Annotated in this window: 14 protein-coding genes; 2 read left to right on the top strand and 12 right to left on the bottom strand. The window is 52.2% G+C overall.

What is annotated here, in order from left to right; translation table 11 throughout:
• Positions 1 to 4 precede the first annotated feature (4 nt).
• From hflC to nnr, 9 genes are all read right to left on the bottom strand, one after another.
• Positions 5 to 1,000 (bottom strand): protease modulator HflC, encoded by a 996-nt coding sequence (hflC, locus tag H0248_RS06820; protein WP_180785258.1) that lies wholly within the window; start codon positions 998 to 1,000, stop codon positions 5 to 7.
• A 3-nt stretch (positions 1,001 to 1,003) separates the two neighbouring features.
• A complete protein-coding gene (gene hflK, locus H0248_RS06815) occupies positions 1,004 to 2,263 on the bottom strand; it encodes an FtsH protease activity modulator HflK (RefSeq protein ID WP_010285819.1) in 1,260 nt (419 codons plus the stop codon).
• Positions 2,264 to 2,359: 96 nt separating this feature from the next.
• A complete protein-coding gene (gene hflX, locus H0248_RS06810; protein WP_180785257.1) occupies positions 2,360 to 3,640 on the bottom strand; it encodes a ribosome rescue GTPase HflX in 1,281 nt (426 codons plus the stop codon).
• A 94-nt stretch (positions 3,641 to 3,734) separates the two neighbouring features.
• Positions 3,735 to 4,034, bottom strand: coding sequence for an RNA chaperone Hfq (gene hfq, locus H0248_RS06805; protein WP_015841848.1), 300 nt, complete (start codon positions 4,032 to 4,034; stop codon positions 3,735 to 3,737).
• A 244-nt stretch (positions 4,035 to 4,278) separates the two neighbouring features.
• Positions 4,279 to 5,214, bottom strand: coding sequence for a tRNA (adenosine(37)-N6)-dimethylallyltransferase MiaA (gene miaA, locus H0248_RS06800; protein ID WP_180785256.1), 936 nt, complete (start codon positions 5,212 to 5,214; stop codon positions 4,279 to 4,281).
• Entirely contained in the window at positions 5,207 to 7,216 is a 2,010-nt protein-coding gene (gene mutL, locus H0248_RS06795) for a DNA mismatch repair endonuclease MutL (protein WP_180785255.1), read from the bottom strand. The genes miaA and mutL overlap by 8 nt, the downstream gene beginning before the upstream one ends.
• A 51-nt stretch (positions 7,217 to 7,267) precedes the next feature.
• Positions 7,268 to 8,938: an N-acetylmuramoyl-L-alanine amidase AmiB gene (gene amiB / locus H0248_RS06790; RefSeq protein ID WP_180785254.1), complete on the bottom strand. Its 1,671-nt coding sequence runs from the start codon at positions 8,936 to 8,938 to the stop codon at positions 7,268 to 7,270.
• On the bottom strand, positions 8,935 to 9,417 hold the full coding sequence (gene tsaE / locus H0248_RS06785) for a tRNA (adenosine(37)-N6)-threonylcarbamoyltransferase complex ATPase subunit type 1 TsaE (protein ID WP_180785253.1): 483 nt from the start codon (positions 9,415 to 9,417) through the stop codon (positions 8,935 to 8,937). The genes amiB and tsaE overlap by 4 nt, the downstream gene beginning before the upstream one ends.
• 5 nt (positions 9,418 to 9,422) lie before the next feature.
• Positions 9,423 to 10,991: a bifunctional ADP-dependent NAD(P)H-hydrate dehydratase/NAD(P)H-hydrate epimerase gene (gene nnr / locus H0248_RS06780; RefSeq protein ID WP_180785252.1), complete on the bottom strand. Its 1,569-nt coding sequence runs from the start codon at positions 10,989 to 10,991 to the stop codon at positions 9,423 to 9,425.
• A gap of 156 nt (positions 10,992 to 11,147) precedes the next feature.
• On the opposite strand from nnr, the gene queG reads away from it, so the two are divergent.
• Positions 11,148 to 12,287 (top strand): tRNA epoxyqueuosine(34) reductase QueG, encoded by a 1,140-nt coding sequence (gene queG, locus H0248_RS06775; RefSeq protein WP_039317738.1) that lies wholly within the window; start codon positions 11,148 to 11,150, stop codon positions 12,285 to 12,287.
• A gap of 525 nt (positions 12,288 to 12,812) precedes the next feature.
• Here the strand turns inward: queG and ahpF are convergent.
• The 3 genes from ahpF to H0248_RS06760 all read right to left on the bottom strand — a co-directional run bounded on the left by ahpF (position 12,813) and on the right by H0248_RS06760 (position 15,534).
• Positions 12,813 to 14,375, bottom strand: a complete 1,563-nt coding sequence (gene ahpF, locus H0248_RS06770) for an alkyl hydroperoxide reductase subunit F (RefSeq protein WP_180785251.1) — start codon at positions 14,373 to 14,375, stop codon at positions 12,813 to 12,815.
• Positions 14,376 to 14,504: 129 nt separating this feature from the next.
• Positions 14,505 to 15,068 carry an alkyl hydroperoxide reductase subunit C gene (ahpC, locus tag H0248_RS06765; protein WP_039278061.1) on the bottom strand — a complete coding sequence of 188 codons (564 nt, stop codon included), beginning with the start codon at positions 15,066 to 15,068 and terminating at the stop codon, positions 14,505 to 14,507.
• Positions 15,069 to 15,162: 94 nt separating this feature from the next.
• Complete coding sequence (locus tag H0248_RS06760) at positions 15,163 to 15,534, bottom strand: hypothetical protein (RefSeq protein ID WP_240345906.1); 372 nt, start codon at positions 15,532 to 15,534, stop codon at positions 15,163 to 15,165.
• Positions 15,535 to 16,048: 514 nt separating this feature from the next.
• Between H0248_RS06760 and H0248_RS06755 the strand changes: the two genes are divergently transcribed.
• Positions 16,049 to 16,279: a hypothetical protein gene (locus tag H0248_RS06755; RefSeq protein WP_240345907.1), complete on the top strand. Its 231-nt coding sequence runs from the start codon at positions 16,049 to 16,051 to the stop codon at positions 16,277 to 16,279.
• Positions 16,280 to 16,284: the final 5 nt, after the last annotated feature.

The following is a 16,284-nucleotide window of genomic DNA, read 5'->3' as shown; positions in this document are numbered from 1 at the left end:
ACTATCAGCGGCGTGGTGCCATGCTGCTTTCCGGTGACTTCATGTAGCGGAAGAAGTCGCTATCCGGGCTGAGCAACATCACGTCCTGATTATTACTGAAGCTGTTTTCATACGCGCGCAGGCTACGAACGAAAGCGTAGAAGTCAGGATCTTCACTGAATGCGTTAGCAAACAGTTTCGCCGCTTCGGCATCCCCTTCACCACGGGTGATACGTCCCTGACGTTCAGCTTCAGCCAGCGTACGGGTGACTTCATAGTCGGCCGTCGCTTTCAGCTTTTCAGCCTCTTCCTGACCTTGTGAACGGTGGCGACGTGCTACCGCTTCACGCTCTGCACGCATACGTTGGTAAATCGCGTCAGACACTTCAGTTGGCAGGTTGATTTGCTTAATTCGCACATCGATAACCTCAATACCCAGCGCAGCCATACTGTTAGGGTTGATATGAGGTTCGTTGCTCGTTGTCTCTTTCTCAACACGCGCAGCAGCAGAAGCAATCGCATTATCGGCTTCGGTCGTTTCACCGGTACCAGTATTCAGCGCTTCACGCACGTCAGACATCAATTGACCACGCGAGTCGGTCACAATGCCTTTCACATCCAGACGACCAATCTCAGAACGCAGACGGTCACTGAACTTACGTTTCAGCAGTACTTCAGCCTGAGAGATGTCACCACCGCCCGTAGCCAGATAGTAACGGCTGAAATCGCTGATACGCCACTTAAGGTAAGAATCGACAATCAGGTCTTTCTGCTCTTTAGTGATAAAGCGGTCAGCCTGGTTTTCCATGGTCTGGATACGTGCATCCAGCATTTTCACTGAGTCGATAAACGGAATCTTGAACTGCAATCCCGGTGCATAGATCAGCGGCTTATTGTCGTCATCACGCAATACTTTGCCAAAACGCATCACAATGCCGCGCTGGCCTTCCTGCACCACAAACAGTGACGCATAGACCACCATCAGTACCAGGATCAGGATAAATAGTAAGGGCTTACGCATCGATTATTCTCTCCCTACTCGAGTGAAGTCATCACGCTGCGCATTTGCTCTGCGCTGATCCATGATATTTCCATTGTTACTGCTGCGCGTTTGATTGCTATTCGTCGCACCGCTGCTGTTGCCAGGCAAACGCAGTGGGTTAGCGCTGCTGCTGTTATTGCTTTGCGTATTTTCACCGCCTTGTCCACGCAGCATCTGATCCAACGGCAGCACCATCAGGTTGCCCCCCTTGTCATTGACCAGAACTTTACGGGTATGGCTCAGTACGCGTTCCATCGTTTCGATATACAAACGCTCACGGGTGATTTCTGGTGCAGCTTTATATTCCGGTAAGACTCTGGCAAAACGGGCAACTTCACCCTGAGCTTCTAGAACGGTACGGGTTTTATAAGCGCGAGACTCTTCCAGAATACGTTGCGCCTGACCGTTAGCACGCGGCTGAACTTCGTTCGCGTAGGCTTCCGCTTCACGAATATATTGCTGTTCGTTTTCACGTGCGGCAATCGCATCATCAAACGCGGCCTTCACTTCTTCCGGCGGACGTGCGGTCTGGAAGTTGACGTCCAGCAGCGTGATACCCATGTTGTACGGACGAACGGTTTCTTCCAGTACACGCTGAGTATCCGTACGCACAATGGTACGGCCTTCCGTCAAAATTTTGTCCATCGTGTATTTACCAATAACACCACGCAGCGCACTGTCAGTTGCCTGACGCAGGCTGTCATCCGCATTGGTTACACTGAACAGATATTGTTCTGGCTGCGTGACACGATACTGCACGTTCATTTCAACGCGCACGACGTTTTCATCTGACGTCAACATCACACCCGACGTCGCCAATTCACGCACCGATTCAACGTTCACCGCACGAACTGAATCGATGAAGGTCGGTTTCCAGTTAAGACCCGGACCAACCAAATGGCTGAATTTACCAAAGCGCGTGACGACACCGCGTTCCGCTTCTTTAATGGTATAGAAACCAGTAGCAGCCCAGATGACAACCGCAGCGACGGCAGCGATACCGACGATCCGGCCACCCAGTGCTGGGCCGCCAGAATTTCCGCTGTTGCTTGAGCCTGAACCTTTTCCGCCACCCAGATCGCCGAGTTTTTTGCTCAGTTTACGGAAGATGTCGTCCAGATCCGGCGGCCCCTGATCTCGGCCACCTTTATTGTTATTTCCGCCAGAGTTGCCGCCATTATTGCTGCTGCTCCCCCACGGGTCGCGGTCTTGTCCGTTATTACCGGGCTGATTCCACGCCATGTTTTAGCTCCATTCTTTATGATAGGTGTTCTTCAGGTTCAATATCCCAGAGTCCGTCAGACTATTTCACCGCTCAGACTGTTTATGCCAGTCAAATCAGACAATATAGTCCAGCAGTTCCTGCTCTTTTTTGCAGAGGCGGTGCCAGTCAGCAATAGGCATACGAATAACCAAACCAATTTGCCCATCCTCTTCAATCCATTCTTTTTCTATTGCCTGAAGCTGGTAAAAACGACTACGCAAGCGTCCTGCCTGCGGGGGAAGATGCAAGGTATGTTGTGCGATTTCCCCAGAAAGCCGCTCAGTCAATGCCTGAAATAGCAACGGAATACCGTCGCCGGTCTGTGCTGAAAGCCAGACCCGTACCGGTAGGTTCTCTTCGTTGCGATCGATACGCGGAACGAAATCATCCAGCATATCAATCTTGTTCATTACCAACAGCGCAGGTATTTCGTCCGCCTCAATTTCCGCCAATACGTCATCAACCGCTTCAATGTTCTCGTCAAGACGAGGATCGGCAGCATCAACAACGTGCAGCAGCAGCGAGGCCTGACGTGTTTCCTGTAATGTAGCCTTAAACGCAGCCACCAAATCGTGGGGCAACTGCCGGATAAAACCTACGGTATCCGCCAGCACCGTATCACCCACATCATCCACTTGAATGCGGCGCAATGTTGGATCCAGTGTGGCAAATAACTGATCGGCGGCATAGACGCCCGCCGATGTAATCGTGTTAAACAGCGTGGATTTACCCGCGTTGGTATAGCCCACCAGCGAAACGGTGGGGACATCGGCACGAACCCGCGACCGGCGCCCTTGTTCACGCTGTTTTTCTACCCGTTCAAGACGCGACAGTATCTGCATGATACGGTTACGCAATAAACGACGGTCGGTTTCAAGCTGGGTTTCACCCGGGCCACGCAAACCGATACCGCCTTTCTGACGTTCAAGGTGCGTCCAGCCGCGAACCAGTCGGGTCGCAAGGTGGCGCAGCTGTGCCAGTTCTACCTGTAATTTCCCCTCGTGCGTACGCGCACGCTGGGCAAAAATATCTAAAATCAGTCCGGTACGGTCTATCACCCGGCACTCGCACAAACGCTCCAGATTACGTTCCTGAGCAGGCGTAAGCGCATGATCAAACAGCACGACAAACGCGCCCGTTTCTTTTACTGCCTGAGCAATTTCTTCAGCTTTGCCTTCCCCGACAAAATACTTGGGGTGAGGCGACTTGCGGCTGCCAGTAACAACCTGCAAAGATTCAATACCGGCAGAAGAAACCAGAGATTCAAACTCCAGCAGATCTTCCGTATCTCTATCTTGCGAAAAGAAAATATGAACTAATATAGCCCGTTCACCTGATTCATAACGGTCAAACAAGCGAGTAACCTCTCAAACGAGCAAAAAACACCACAGCGAAGGAACCGAGCGATGCGTCCAGCTCTCCCGCGCCGTGGTGAATTGACAATACGCCTTATTCGGCGTCATCAGCTTCCTGCGACTGCTGCGAAGCCGCCGTGTTGTTACCGTGATAATTGCTACCGCCGCCTGGATTATTGCTATGGTGAGAGACTGGGCGAGAGGGAACAACTGTAGAGATGGCGTGCTTATAAACCATCTGACTTACCGTGTTTTTCAACAAAATCACGAACTGATCGAAAGATTCGATCTGACCTTGCAACTTAATACCGTTCACCAAATAAATCGAAACCGGAACACGTTCACGACGCAAAGCGTTCAAGAACGGATCTTGCAAAGATTGCCCCTTAGCCATTCTATATTTTCCTTATTTGTATGTTGTTTGTAACAAAGAACCCTACGGCTCTAAAATAACGGTGTAAAAGAACTTGCACGCCGAGACTCACCGATTGTACACAATCACTCAACCTATGCACTAACAACCTGTCCACTCGTCATACTTCAAGTTGCATGTGCGTTGGCTGCGTTCACTCACCCGAATCACTTACCTGAGTAAGCTCATCGGGACTCCTTCCCTTGCCGCCTGCCTGAAACTTAAATTATTTAAAGTGTATGACTTTATCCAGTGCTTCAGTTGGTTTTTCGCTATCCAGCCAGCAGACATCATCCCAACCGCGCAGCCAGGTCATTTGACGCTTCGCTAACTGACGCGTCGCACAAATTCCCCGATAAACCATCTCATCGTAATCAATTTCACCGGATAAATATGACCACATCTGGCGATAACCAACGCAACGAATAGAGGGCATATCCGTATGAAGGTCATGCCGGGCAAACAATGTCCGGGCTTCTGTCTCAAAACCTGCCGCCAACATCTGATGAAAGCGCTGTTCAATCCGCTCATGCAACAATTCACGCGTCGCCGGGGCGATAGCAAACTGATGAACCTGATAGGGCAGCGCGTCGCCAGACGTTTTTGTCAGTTCAGTTAAAGTGTTACCTGAAACGAAAAAAACTTCCAGTGCTCGCGAGAGTCTCTGCGGATCATTTGGATGAATCCGAATTGCTGCTACCGGATCGATCTCACTGAGCTGCCGATGCATCGCTTCCCAGCCGATTTCTTTTGCCTGTTCTTCAATACGCTGGCGCACGGCAGCATCGGCTGAAGGCAGAGGAGAAAGCCCCTCCAGCAGCGCCTTGAAATACAGCATCGTCCCCCCAATCAGGAGGGGAATGCGCCCGGCAGCGGTAATGTCTGCCATCTCACGTAGCGCATCGCGGCGAAAATCGGCCGCAGAATAAGATTCCGCTGGGTCGAGAATGTCGATTAACCGATGCGGTGCCAATGCCAGCTCTTCCGCATTCGGTTTCGCAGTCCCGATATCCATGCCTTTATAGATGAGGGCGGAATCTACGCTAATCAACTCTACCGGCAAATATTCTCGTAACGCCATTGCCAATGCCGTTTTTCCTGACGCCGTTGGCCCCATGATAAAAATGGCGGGCGGCAACGACGCTTTTTCTACATCACTCATGCTTTAAAGCCTTGATGGCATCATGGATGTCCATCATATATAAAAGTTCAGACGGCGGCGTTTTCGCCAACTGCGGACAAAGCCGCTCGACATCCGCCAGTAATTGTATGGCCTGAGAATGACTCCAGCTTTCCTGCTCACTCTGCAATCGCGTTGCCATCCACGACGCCAATTCGCCAGGTTCCACCTGCTGTGTCTCAACCGTCTGATAGTCGGGCAGATAGCCTATCAGTTCGGAGATCAAGTTTTGTAAATTTTGTTGGCGCAATGGTAAAGGTACGGCACGCAATGTGGCACGCTGTGACTCAACCACGACATCAATACCAAAACGCGCCAGCAAAGCGTGATGGGCGGACAAAACATTCAGCTCGGATTTACTCAACGTCAGGCGCTGCGGAATCAGCAACGGTTGCGCCCGCAACCCTTCTTCCGGCGGCGTCAACTGCACCGCTTTCAGATAGCGTTCAGCAACGGAAAGCGACAGCATCGCCAATCCCTTATGGTACTCCAGCAGCGCGTAGCACGGCGGATAAACCGTCAATACCCGCCCAAAACCGTTTGATTGGCTTTCCAGCGGTGATTCAACCAGCGCACGTTGCCTGTTATTGCTCGCTGCAGTGTCCGTTACGGTTCGATTTGGTGGTACGTCATGCGATACCGTGGATGGGACAACCCTATCCGGCGACATAACGTGACTCGACGGTGCAGAAATACGCTCGCCAGACGACGGTGGTACACTTGCTGCATTATCCGCTGGTTGCAGCAGCGCCTTATACAGATCACCCTGCTTCTTCTGGTACGGATTCTCTGGTTGATAGCCGGAATAAGCAGATTCTCTCGCCTGACCAGAATGGCTCGCGCGCGGCGTTTTCCCACCATACGACGGCGAACTATCGGTACGTGACGGCTGGGCAAAATGGTTTTCACCGGCGGCAGTGCGGTTTTCCTGCTGCCATTGCACGGGTTTCCCGGTCTCCGGCTCTGTTATGCCGAGCGCCGGTGAGGATGCCTGTTGCAGAACGGACATCACCGCCTGATAGATGAAGTCATGCACCAGACGCGCCTGATGGAATCGAACTTCGTGCTTGGCAGGATGCACATTGACATCCACCTGATGCGGGTCGATCTCCAGATACAGCACATAGGCGGGCTGCTGCTCGTCACTAAGCTGATCCTGATAGGCCTGCCGAATGGCATGATTAATCAGCCGGTCACGCATCATGCGCTGGTTCACGTAGCAATACTGCATATCAGGCAGTTGCTTGGCTCCAACCGGATCGGCCACCCAACCATGAATGGTGAGATCGCCGTGTTGCCATGACACTGCCAGCGCATGTTGCAGGAACGTCGCCCCGCAGATGCTGCCCAAACGGCGTTCATACTGGCTTTTATCCGGCGCAGCACGATACTGCCGCATCAGCTTACCGTTATGATGCAGCGTGATGGCGACATCGAAACGCGCCAGCGCGATGCGGCGCACCACCTCATCAATATGGGTGAATTCGGTTTTTTCGGTGCGCATAAATTTACGGCGGGCGGGCGTGTTATAAAACAGATCCAGCACTTCCAGCGTGGTGCCCACAGGGTGAGCCGCGGGTTTAACCGTCACTGCCATGTCACGCCCTTCGGCGTAGGCCTGCCAGGCTTCGGATTGTTCAGCGGTGCGCGATGTCAGGGTTAGACGAGAGACGGAACTGATACTTGCCAGCGCTTCGCCGCGAAAACCCATACTCACGATGGCTTCCAGATCGTCGAGCGTGGCGATTTTGCTGGTCGCATGACGCGCCAGCGCCAGCGTTAATTCATCCTTTCCAATCCCCGAGCCATTGTCACGAATACGGATCAGCTTCGCGCCGCCGCGCTCGATGTCGATATCAATCCGGGTCGCACCTGCATCCAGACTGTTTTCCACCAGCTCCTTCACGACCGAAGCCGGACGCTCAACCACTTCTCCGGCAGCGATCTGGTTAGCCAGTTGCGGTGGCAACACCTGAATCGGCATGGCGTATCCCTCTTACTATCCTCAATCTATCGACATCGTCAGCATGAAGAATCAGGCAGACGGAATAACTAGCGTTTGACCCAGTTGTACCGTGCCGGAGCGCATATTATTCGCCTGTTGGATCTCTTTCATGCTGACACCGTAACGGGCAGCAATCGCACTCAGGCTATCACCCTTTACGACCTTATGCTTCACCGGCACTGCCTTTTTAGGCGCAGGTGTTGATGCTGTCTGCCTCGTCCCAGTAGCCGGAATATTCAGGCGCTGCCCAACCCAGACGATGTCCTTGTTCAGCTTATTCACGTCACGCATAGCCGCGAGGCTGACGCCATAATTCCGGGCAATGGAAGAGAGCGTTTCACCACGTGCAACGGTATGACGCGTGCTGCCCGCACTCGCTTTTGCTGCGGTTACGTTACCACCCGACGTTGCTCTATCACTTGCCGCCGACTGTAGTGGGCGGCTTTCCTGCTTTGGGAGGGATTGCATCGGGTGAGTTTGGAAGTAACTTCCCAGCCCCTGATAAATCGCATTGGCGATTTTTTCCTGATAGTCGTTGCTCCCCAACAGCCGCTCTTCCGAGACATTGGTGATAAACCCGGTTTCCACCAGTAGAGAAGGAATATCCGGCGAGCGCAACACGCCCAAACTCGCGTGCTCAGGCAGTCGTTTATGCAGCCCCCCGACGCGCTGGAGCTCACGCAGCACCTTGGTCGCGACGTCATACCCCACCCGCTGAGAGTGACCAAATTGCAGATCCAGTACCGCCTGACTGAGGTAAGGATCCGCGCTGCTGTTTGCCAGTAGATCGCCCGCGCCGCCCAACAGTTCAGACTGCTTCTCATGCTGCTCCAGCCAGTTTGCCATTTCACTGTTCGCACGACGGTTGGACAGTACCCAAACAGATGCCCCTTTCGCATTGCGGTTCGGTGCCGCATCCGCGTGAATCGACACTAATAGGTTCGCGCCCTGCTTACGCGCCACGTCCGAGCGCCCCATGACGGAGATAAAGTAGTCGCCGTCACGCGTCAGCACACCTTTAAAGGCCGGATCATTATTCAGTAAGGCTTGTAACTTACGCGCGATAGAAATGGTGACATTTTTCTCCCGCAGCCCGTTCGTACCAATCGCCCCTGGGTCCTGCCCGCCGTGCCCAGCATCAATTGCCACAACGATGCGCTCATTCCCCTGTCGTGCTGACACGCGGGTAGATGACGAACGGGTATCGACGGCAACAGTCGATTTGTTGCTAAACGGATTTTTAGCCGGTTCTGCCGGCGCGCTATTTTGCTGACGTGAAGCCGGAGGCGCTGAGGTTTGCACCGTTTTTGCTTTATCACCAGTGATGGTGAAAACCACAACGTAACCCGATCCTTCTTTTTGCGTCACCGCCCGCGTTTTAGCCGCCTGAGTCAAATCCAGCACCAAACGCAGGCTTTGTGCGTCCTGCGCGTTACTGGTGCGCACACGCTTAATCAGATTTTGCCCGCTGAAATCCAACGGCAGCCCTTGAATGACGCCAGTCTGACGAATATCAATCACCACTCTGGCCGGGTTACTGAGTGGGAAAAAAGCATAAATAGGCTGACCGCTAAAGCTCAGGCGCACCGTGGCCTGACCTGAGGCATTGTCTACCTTAATGTCCGACAAGTTGGCCGCCCACGCCGTCCCTGCCAGCAACAGCCACACGCCGATGAACAGCGTAACCATACGACTCATCATGATCCTGTTGTTCCTGGCTGAAGAGAAAAACGTTGTAACATCGCGTCTCCTGCCGCAGAAACAGCGGACAGTTCAGCCTGTCGACCCTGATCCTGATAGCGTAAATGCAGTTCGATATCCGCATCGGGCAGCACGCCAGCGCCCTGCTGAGGCCATTCAATCAAGCAGATGGCATCCTGTGTCAGATAATCGCGGATCCCCATAAACTCCAACTCTTCCGGATCGGCCAGTCGATAGAGATCAAAGTGGTAGACCGCCAGCGGCGATAACGCATAGGGCTCGACCAGCGTATAAGTGGGGCTTTTAACATTGCCCTGATGACCGCGCGCCTGTAGGAAACCGCGACTAAACGTCGTTTTTCCCGCACCGAGGTCGCCATAAAGGTGGATAACACAAGCACCGTCACAGGCTTTCGCCAGCGCCGTACCTAACGAGATCGTTGCTGCCTCATCCGGCAGAAGTAAGACTATTTTTTTCATTCTATCTATTGTTCTAAAAACATAGGTTCTGAAAGCATCAGCTCTGGAAACACCCGCTCGGGATTAACATATCGGAACAGCACAGGCAGTAAATCGGTTGCCAGCATACCGCGGGTGCCACGTCGCGCTGCCAGCCAATCGGCCGCCGCACCGTGAACGACACACCCTGCACAGGCAGCATCATACAGCGAGAGCTTTTGCGCCAGCAAACCGCCAACGATACCCGACAGCACATCACCCATGCCGCCTGTCGCCATGCCGGGGTTTCCCACATCAGCAATGGCAACCTCGTCTCGCTCGCTGGCAATCACCGTTCCCGCACCTTTCAATACGACAACGCCGCCATAGCGTTTTACCAACTTTGTGGCCGCAAGTAAGCGATCACTTTCAATATCAGAGACGCGGCAATTCAGTAAACGTGCCGCCTCACCGGGGTGAGGTGTCAGCACGCGATTCTGCCGCTTATGCGGATTGATTGCCAGCAGGTTAAGCGCATCCGCATCCCATAACATGGGTTTGTTACAATTTTCTGCCAGACGCAGCGCGGTTTTGCCCCATTCATCCTGCCCTAAACCGAGTCCAATCACCACGACATCGGCCCATTCCAGCCCCTGCCGCAGCGTCTCTGTCATCAATTCTTGCACCATCAGCTCAGGCCGAACCGTGAGAAACGCCGATTGATACTGTTTGTGAGTAAGCACTCGCACCAATCCTGCGCCGCTGTGTAACGCCGCATCCGCGGCCATCAATACCGCACCGCCTAAGCCGACGTTACCGCCTACCACCAGCAGCCTGCCGTTATCACCTTTATGCTGTCCGGCTGGACGAGGCGTTAACCACTCGGGAAGTTGCGCCGCGGTCAGCCGCCGTATCGGCGCGGTTTGATCGTCCAGCCACGCCTGCAATCCTAACGAATGATAATGTAATGTTCCGACGTGCTCACGGGCGCGACCAGTCAGTAGTCCCGGTTTCAGCGCGATAAACGTCACCGTCTGTGCCGCGCAAATCGCAACGCCCGCACAGGTGCCGGTTTCGGCATCTAAACCAGAAGGAATATCCAGTGAAACAATAGGAGCGGGATAGGCATTCGCCTGCGTCATTAACGCCGCATAAGGCGCACGCGGTGCAGCAGAAAGACCGGTTCCCAGTAGACCATCCACAATAAGATCGATCCCATCCGGCCACGGTATATCACCATCCTGCGCATTCACGTCCTGAACACGACCACCCTGCTCCCGCCAGCGCTGGCGCGCAAGATGAGCCTCATCAGGCAGCGGCTTATCGCTGACACAGGCAACAACATCTATCTCTATGCCCGCCGCCAGCGCCAGACTGGCGACCACATATCCATCACCGCCGTTATTGCCGTGTCCAGCCAGCACCCGCCAACGGCGAGCTGAGGGATAGCATCGGCGAGCCACCTGAAACGCGGCTTCTCCCGCACGCTGCATGAGTTCCCACAGCGAAAGCCCCGACTCACTAGCCGCTCTGGCTTCTTCACGCCGCACCCACTCGGCGTAAAACACCGAATCAGGCAACTTATCCTCTCGCTTCCGGTCGTGACCCGTCATCATCTACTCTTAGTTTTCATTACAATTTTTTCATTACAATGACTTAAAATTAGCAAGCAACCTAAACGACCGCCAGCATTCCGCACGTCTCAGCGGGCATCGGCTCTGCGGCGCGAATATGGTAACATCAGCACGTCTTGTTTATTTCTGTGGCCCATCATGTCATACCCCTACGATCTCAACGAATTAGCGCAACACATCAAACAATGGGGACAGGCATTGGGGTTCCAGCAGGTCGGCATCTGCGACACGGATTTGTCCGCAGAAGAACCTCGGCTTCAGGACTGGCTGGATAAGCAATACCACGGGGAAATGGACTGGATGGCGCGCCACGGTATGTTACGAGCGCGTCCGCATGAGCTGCTGCCCGGCACACTGCGCGTCATCAGTGTTCGTATGAATTACCTGCCAGCCAAAGCCGCATTCGCCAGTACCTTAAAAAACCCAGAACTCGGCTACGTTAGCCGCTATGCGCTCGGTCGTGATTACCACAAGCTATTACGCCAACGTCTGAAAAAACTCGGCGACCAGATTCAGGAATACTGCGGTGAATTGAATTTTCGTCCCTTTGTCGATTCCGCTCCCATTATGGAACGTCCTTTGGCTGCGAAAGCTGGGCTTGGCTGGGTTGGTAAACACTCACTAATTCTGAACAGAGAAGCAGGCTCCTGGTTCTTTCTCGGTGAACTGCTGATCGATTTACCCCTACCCGTCGATCGCCCACAGGAAGAACAGTGCGGCCGCTGTGTCGCCTGCATGACCACCTGCCCAACCGGCGCGATTGTCGCACCTTATACCGTTGATGCCCGCCGCTGCATTTCCTATCTGACTATCGAATTGGAAGGCCCGATTCCTGAAGAATTTCGTCCGCTAATGGGTAATCGCATTTATGGCTGTGATGACTGTCAGTTGATTTGCCCGTGGAATCGGTTTTCACAACTTACCGACGAGGCGGATTTTAGCCCGCGTGCCGCGCTGCATACGCCAGAGCTGCTGGCACTATTCGGCTGGAATGAAGAGAAATTTCTGCGCATTACGGAAGGGTCGCCGATCCGGCGCATCGGCCATCTCCGCTGGCTACGCAATATTGCCGTCGCACTGGGGAATGCCCCCTATCAGGATAGTATCGTACTGGCGCTGCAAGCCCGTCTGGGTGAAAGCGAACTGTTGGATGAACATATCCACTGGGCAGTTCATCAGCAGTTGGAACGTCGTGCATCACTGGGAATCGACGTCCAATCCACACAAAAAAAACGACTTATTCGTGCAGTCGAGAAAGGATTACCGCGTGATGCGTGAGCCACTCAAACTCTTGTCATCAGTTTGTCGCGCGCGCTGTGAATAAATAAAAAAAACCGTTGCCAATCAACTGTCACAAAAAGTACAAGCGATAGTTATCGCGTTTTATAAGTAAAATTTATAAATAGATATCAATAAGATACTCTACAGTATTTTATCAATAACATAGCGCGATTAATAAATAACCAACCGACAGCCTGTGGATAAGTCTGTTAAGAAGAATATGATTTTTTGTATTAACTGATAAAAAATGATGTGGATTGAGGTAACGCCTGCGCTCGAAATAGGATGCTATGTAGACAGTAAAAAACGGGCAGCAGCACAAAGCGGCGAGCATTATGAATTTCTTATTGTCCTTTAGCAAGGGCTGAGATCTACTTTTTACGATCGAAAGAAAAATTTTACGATCAAAAACAAAAACGCAGCGACACTTCTATGAAGCATCGCCGCGTGGAACGTTAAGATCGTCGTCAGAGAAACAGAAGGATGGCCAATATATCCGCCGTCGTCCTCAACAGACCGACGTTATGCACGGGTTCTGATCAGGTAGTCAAAGGCGCTCAAGGACGCTTTTGCGCCTTCACCCGTCGCGATAATGATCTGCTTGTACGGCACCGTCGTACAGTCGCCGGCAGCAAAGATCCCTTTCACGCTGGTTTCGCACTTGGCATCGATCTCAATTTCACCGATGCGGTTTCTGGCTACCGTACCTTCCAGCCAGTGGGTGTTAGGCAGCAGGCCAATTTGTACGAAGATCCCTTCCAGCGCTAAATCATGCACCGTATCGGTAAGACGATCTTTGTAGCTCAGCCCCGTCACCTTCTGTCCATCACCTTTCACTTCCGTGGTTTGCGCATTCAGGATGATGTCAACGTTTGGCAAGCTACGTACTTTCTCCTGTAATACCGAATCCGCTTTCAGTTCCGGCGCAAACTCAAGCAACGTGACGTGTTTCACCACACCAGCCAGATCGATAGCCGCTTCGACACCGGAGTTTCCGCCACCAATCACCGCGACGTGCTTGCCTTTAAACAGCGGACCATCACAGTGCGGACAGTATGTTACACCGCGCGTACGGTACTGATCTTCGCCAGGTACATTCATGTTTCTCCAGCGCGCGCCGGTCGCAATGATCACACTGCGTGCTTTCAATGTCGCACCGGATACGGTAATCACCTGATGCGGTTTACCCGGTTCGCCGCCAGGAATTAGGGCTTCTGCGCTCTGCGCGTCGATCACGTCAACATCGTAGTCATCAACATGGCTCTTCAGCGCAGTTGCCAATTTGGCTCCTTCCGTTTTCGGAACGGAAATGTAGTTTTCGATATCAACGGTATCCAGCACCTGACCACCAAAACGCTCACCGACCAAACCGGTGCGGATACCTTTACGCGCCGAATAGACCGCCGCCGCTGCGCCCGCAGGGCCGCTACCGATGATTAACACATCATAGACGTCACGTTGGTTCAGCTTCTCAACTTGTTTGGCAACCGCGCCAGTATCGATTTTCGTCACAATCTCAGCCAGGCTCGTGCGCCCCTGACTAAAGTGCTCGCCGTTCAGGAAAACGGTCGGAACGCCCATGACATTACGGCTTTGGATCTCATCCTGGAACACGCCGCCGTCAATCGCGGTATGGGTGATATTTGGATTCAAGACCGCCATTAAATTCAGCGCCTGCACCACGTCCGGGCAGTTGTGGCAGGACAGTGAGTAATACGTTTCAAAGTGGAATGAACCGTCAAGATGGCGGATTTGATCGAGTAATTCTTTCGCTTCTTTCGACGGATGACCGCCCACCTGCAATAACGCCAGAATCAGGGAGGTAAATTCGTGTCCCATTGGCGCACCGGCAAAACGCGGGCCACTTTGGGAATCTGGATTGGTAATCAGGAATGAAGGCTTACGTACTGCCAAGTCATTCTTTTCAATAAAACTTACCCGATCGGACAGCTCAGCAATCTCAGCCAGCAGGGTTCTGACTTCAGCAGATTTAGCAGAGTCATCCAGAGTCGCAATCAACTCAACAGGTTTGGTTAATTTTTCCAGATAGGCTTTCAACTGGACTTTCATCGTATTGTCGAGCATCGGTCGTCCTTAATTAGGCAAGGTGGTACAAAAACAAAATCGTGCGGGGGTGCTGGCCCCAAAAAGCCGGGCCAGAAAAATCGGGTGCAATGCACCCGACAAAACAGTCATATTTTCCGAGGTGTCAGCTTAGATTTTGCCAACCAGATCCAGAGACGGTGCCAGCGTAGCCTCGCCTTCTTTCCACTTGGCTGGGCACACTTCGCCTGGGTGAGAAGCCACGTACTGCGCCGCTTTCACTTTACGCAGCAGGTCAGAGGCATCACGGCCAATACCTTCCGCCGTGATTTCTACCGCCTGGATGATGCCCTGTGGGTCAACGATGAATGTACCGCGATCGGCCAGACCTTCTGCTTCGCGCATGTTTTCAAAGTTACGCGTCAGTTGGCCCGTTGGGTCACCGATCATGGTGTATTTGATTTTGCCGATGGTTTCAGAGCTGCTGTGCCACGCTTTGTGCGTGAAGTGGGTGTCGGTGGAAACAGAGTAAATTTCCACGCCACGCTGTTGGAATTCGTCGTAGTGGTCAGCGACATCACCCAGTTCGGTCGGGCAGACGAACGTAAAGTCAGCCGGATAGAAGAAGAACACGCTCCATTTGCCTTCGATGTTCTTCTCTGTCACCTCAATGAATTGACCGTCTTTGAAAGCCATGTTTTTGAATGGTTTAACTTGGGTATTGATTACTGACATCACTTTATCCTCATGTGTTTTCGCATGTGGCTAAAGTACAGAAACGTGATCGTTATCACCAATCCGTTGTCTTTATCGAATCAATAAGTAATACCTAACGTAGGGTGGAATCAGGGATACGTAATCTCCATATTCTGGTCACCGATCCTAACCGTCTTGAGCAGATATAGCCGAGGAGGATGCCACACAGCACCCAGGAATCCAGCAGACGGAATAGTCCATTTTCGCAGAGGACCCAACCGCTGATGGCGGTCATCAGCACGGTCAACTCGCCAGCCAACAGCCACGTCTTTTTCACAAAGAGAGTGCGTTCCAGCCATTGCAGACTGATGCCGCCAACCACCGCTATCGTTATGAGCATTCCCTGAAGAGCGCCCTCTTTCATTTCCAGCGCCGCGACGAGGAGCAGCCCCTGAAGCAGGCCAATAGCCAGATAAAACGTTAACGATGGGGAATGGGCGGACATGGCAAATCCTTTTGTCGACGTACGTCACATATCGGTCGGTGGTGTAGACACGTTTTCACCACTCGAATGATGTGGGGTAGCAAAATGAGAATAGTGCGAGCAGTCTACAAGTAAACGCTTCAGGTATCACGCTTCGGTGACAAGTTTGCAACACCATGTTTTTCCCTAATAACTCCACGAGACAGTGCGCTAAAATTTAACGCATTCAGAATAGTCATATCAAAACATTAGCCATGAATATAATTTCATGGAAATTATATTAAAATGAAACATCACTGGAATTGAATAATAATAAACTCAGTAAAATAGCGCACCAAATATATCAATATGGGCTATAAATCTATTTCAAAATAACCACAAAAAATTAAAGTTATTTAATTCAATTGCCGATTTTATACTAATACCCATATCGCGGTTTGTCTGAATCTTATGGCTACAGTGCACAGACGCTGTATTCCGCCCTATGGTACGAACACAACGCCCAGATATCAGCCTGCTACCTGGAAACCTGAAGATGATTAATTTAAATAACCTTCCCGCCACCAAAAGCATTGATGTTAGAGATACGGAAAAAACAAACTCATCTGCGGTAACAGGCAACACGTCGAACAAAACGACGTCATCCGTCTCCTCAAATGAATCAACAACAAAAGATAAAAGCAGCGTATCGTCGCTGGCACGGCAATTGAATGATGCCGCAATACGTGCAGAAGCGAGGGATAGCAGCAATCAGGGCGAGATCTAACTCAC

Source organism: Pectobacterium brasiliense (genome assembly GCF_013449685.1).
GTDB classification, from domain to species: Bacteria; Pseudomonadota; Gammaproteobacteria; order Enterobacterales; family Enterobacteriaceae; genus Pectobacterium; species Pectobacterium brasiliense_A.
This window is presented reverse-complemented; position numbering and strand designations above follow the sequence as displayed.

Excerpts from the sequence above, each read along its gene's own strand:
- amiB (WP_180785254.1), bottom strand. The coding sequence starts at position 8,938 with ATGATGAGTCGTATGGTTACGCTGTTCATCGGCGTGTGGCTGTTGCTG.
- H0248_RS06755 (WP_240345907.1), top strand. The coding sequence starts at position 16,049 with ATGATTAATTTAAATAACCTTCCCGCCACCAAAAGCATTGATGTTAGA.
- hfq (WP_015841848.1), bottom strand. The coding sequence starts at position 4,034 with ATGGCTAAGGGGCAATCTTTGCAAGATCCGTTCTTGAACGCTTTGCGT.
- tsaE (WP_180785253.1), bottom strand. The coding sequence starts at position 9,417 with ATGAAAAAAATAGTCTTACTTCTGCCGGATGAGGCAGCAACGATCTCG.
- ahpF (WP_180785251.1), bottom strand. The coding sequence starts at position 14,375 with ATGCTCGACAATACGATGAAAGTCCAGTTGAAAGCCTATCTGGAAAAA.
- hflK (WP_010285819.1), bottom strand. The coding sequence starts at position 2,263 with ATGGCGTGGAATCAGCCCGGTAATAACGGACAAGACCGCGACCCGTGG.
- hflC (WP_180785258.1), bottom strand. The coding sequence starts at position 1,000 with ATGCGTAAGCCCTTACTATTTATCCTGATCCTGGTACTGATGGTGGTC.
- miaA (WP_180785256.1), bottom strand. The coding sequence starts at position 5,214 with ATGAGTGATGTAGAAAAAGCGTCGTTGCCGCCCGCCATTTTTATCATG.
- ahpC (WP_039278061.1), bottom strand. The coding sequence starts at position 15,068 with ATGTCAGTAATCAATACCCAAGTTAAACCATTCAAAAACATGGCTTTC.
- nnr (WP_180785252.1), bottom strand. The coding sequence starts at position 10,991 with ATGATGACGGGTCACGACCGGAAGCGAGAGGATAAGTTGCCTGATTCG.
- mutL (WP_180785255.1), bottom strand. The coding sequence starts at position 7,216 with ATGCCGATTCAGGTGTTGCCACCGCAACTGGCTAACCAGATCGCTGCC.
- H0248_RS06760 (WP_240345906.1), bottom strand. The coding sequence starts at position 15,534 with ATGTCCGCCCATTCCCCATCGTTAACGTTTTATCTGGCTATTGGCCTG.
- queG (WP_039317738.1), top strand. The coding sequence starts at position 11,148 with ATGTCATACCCCTACGATCTCAACGAATTAGCGCAACACATCAAACAA.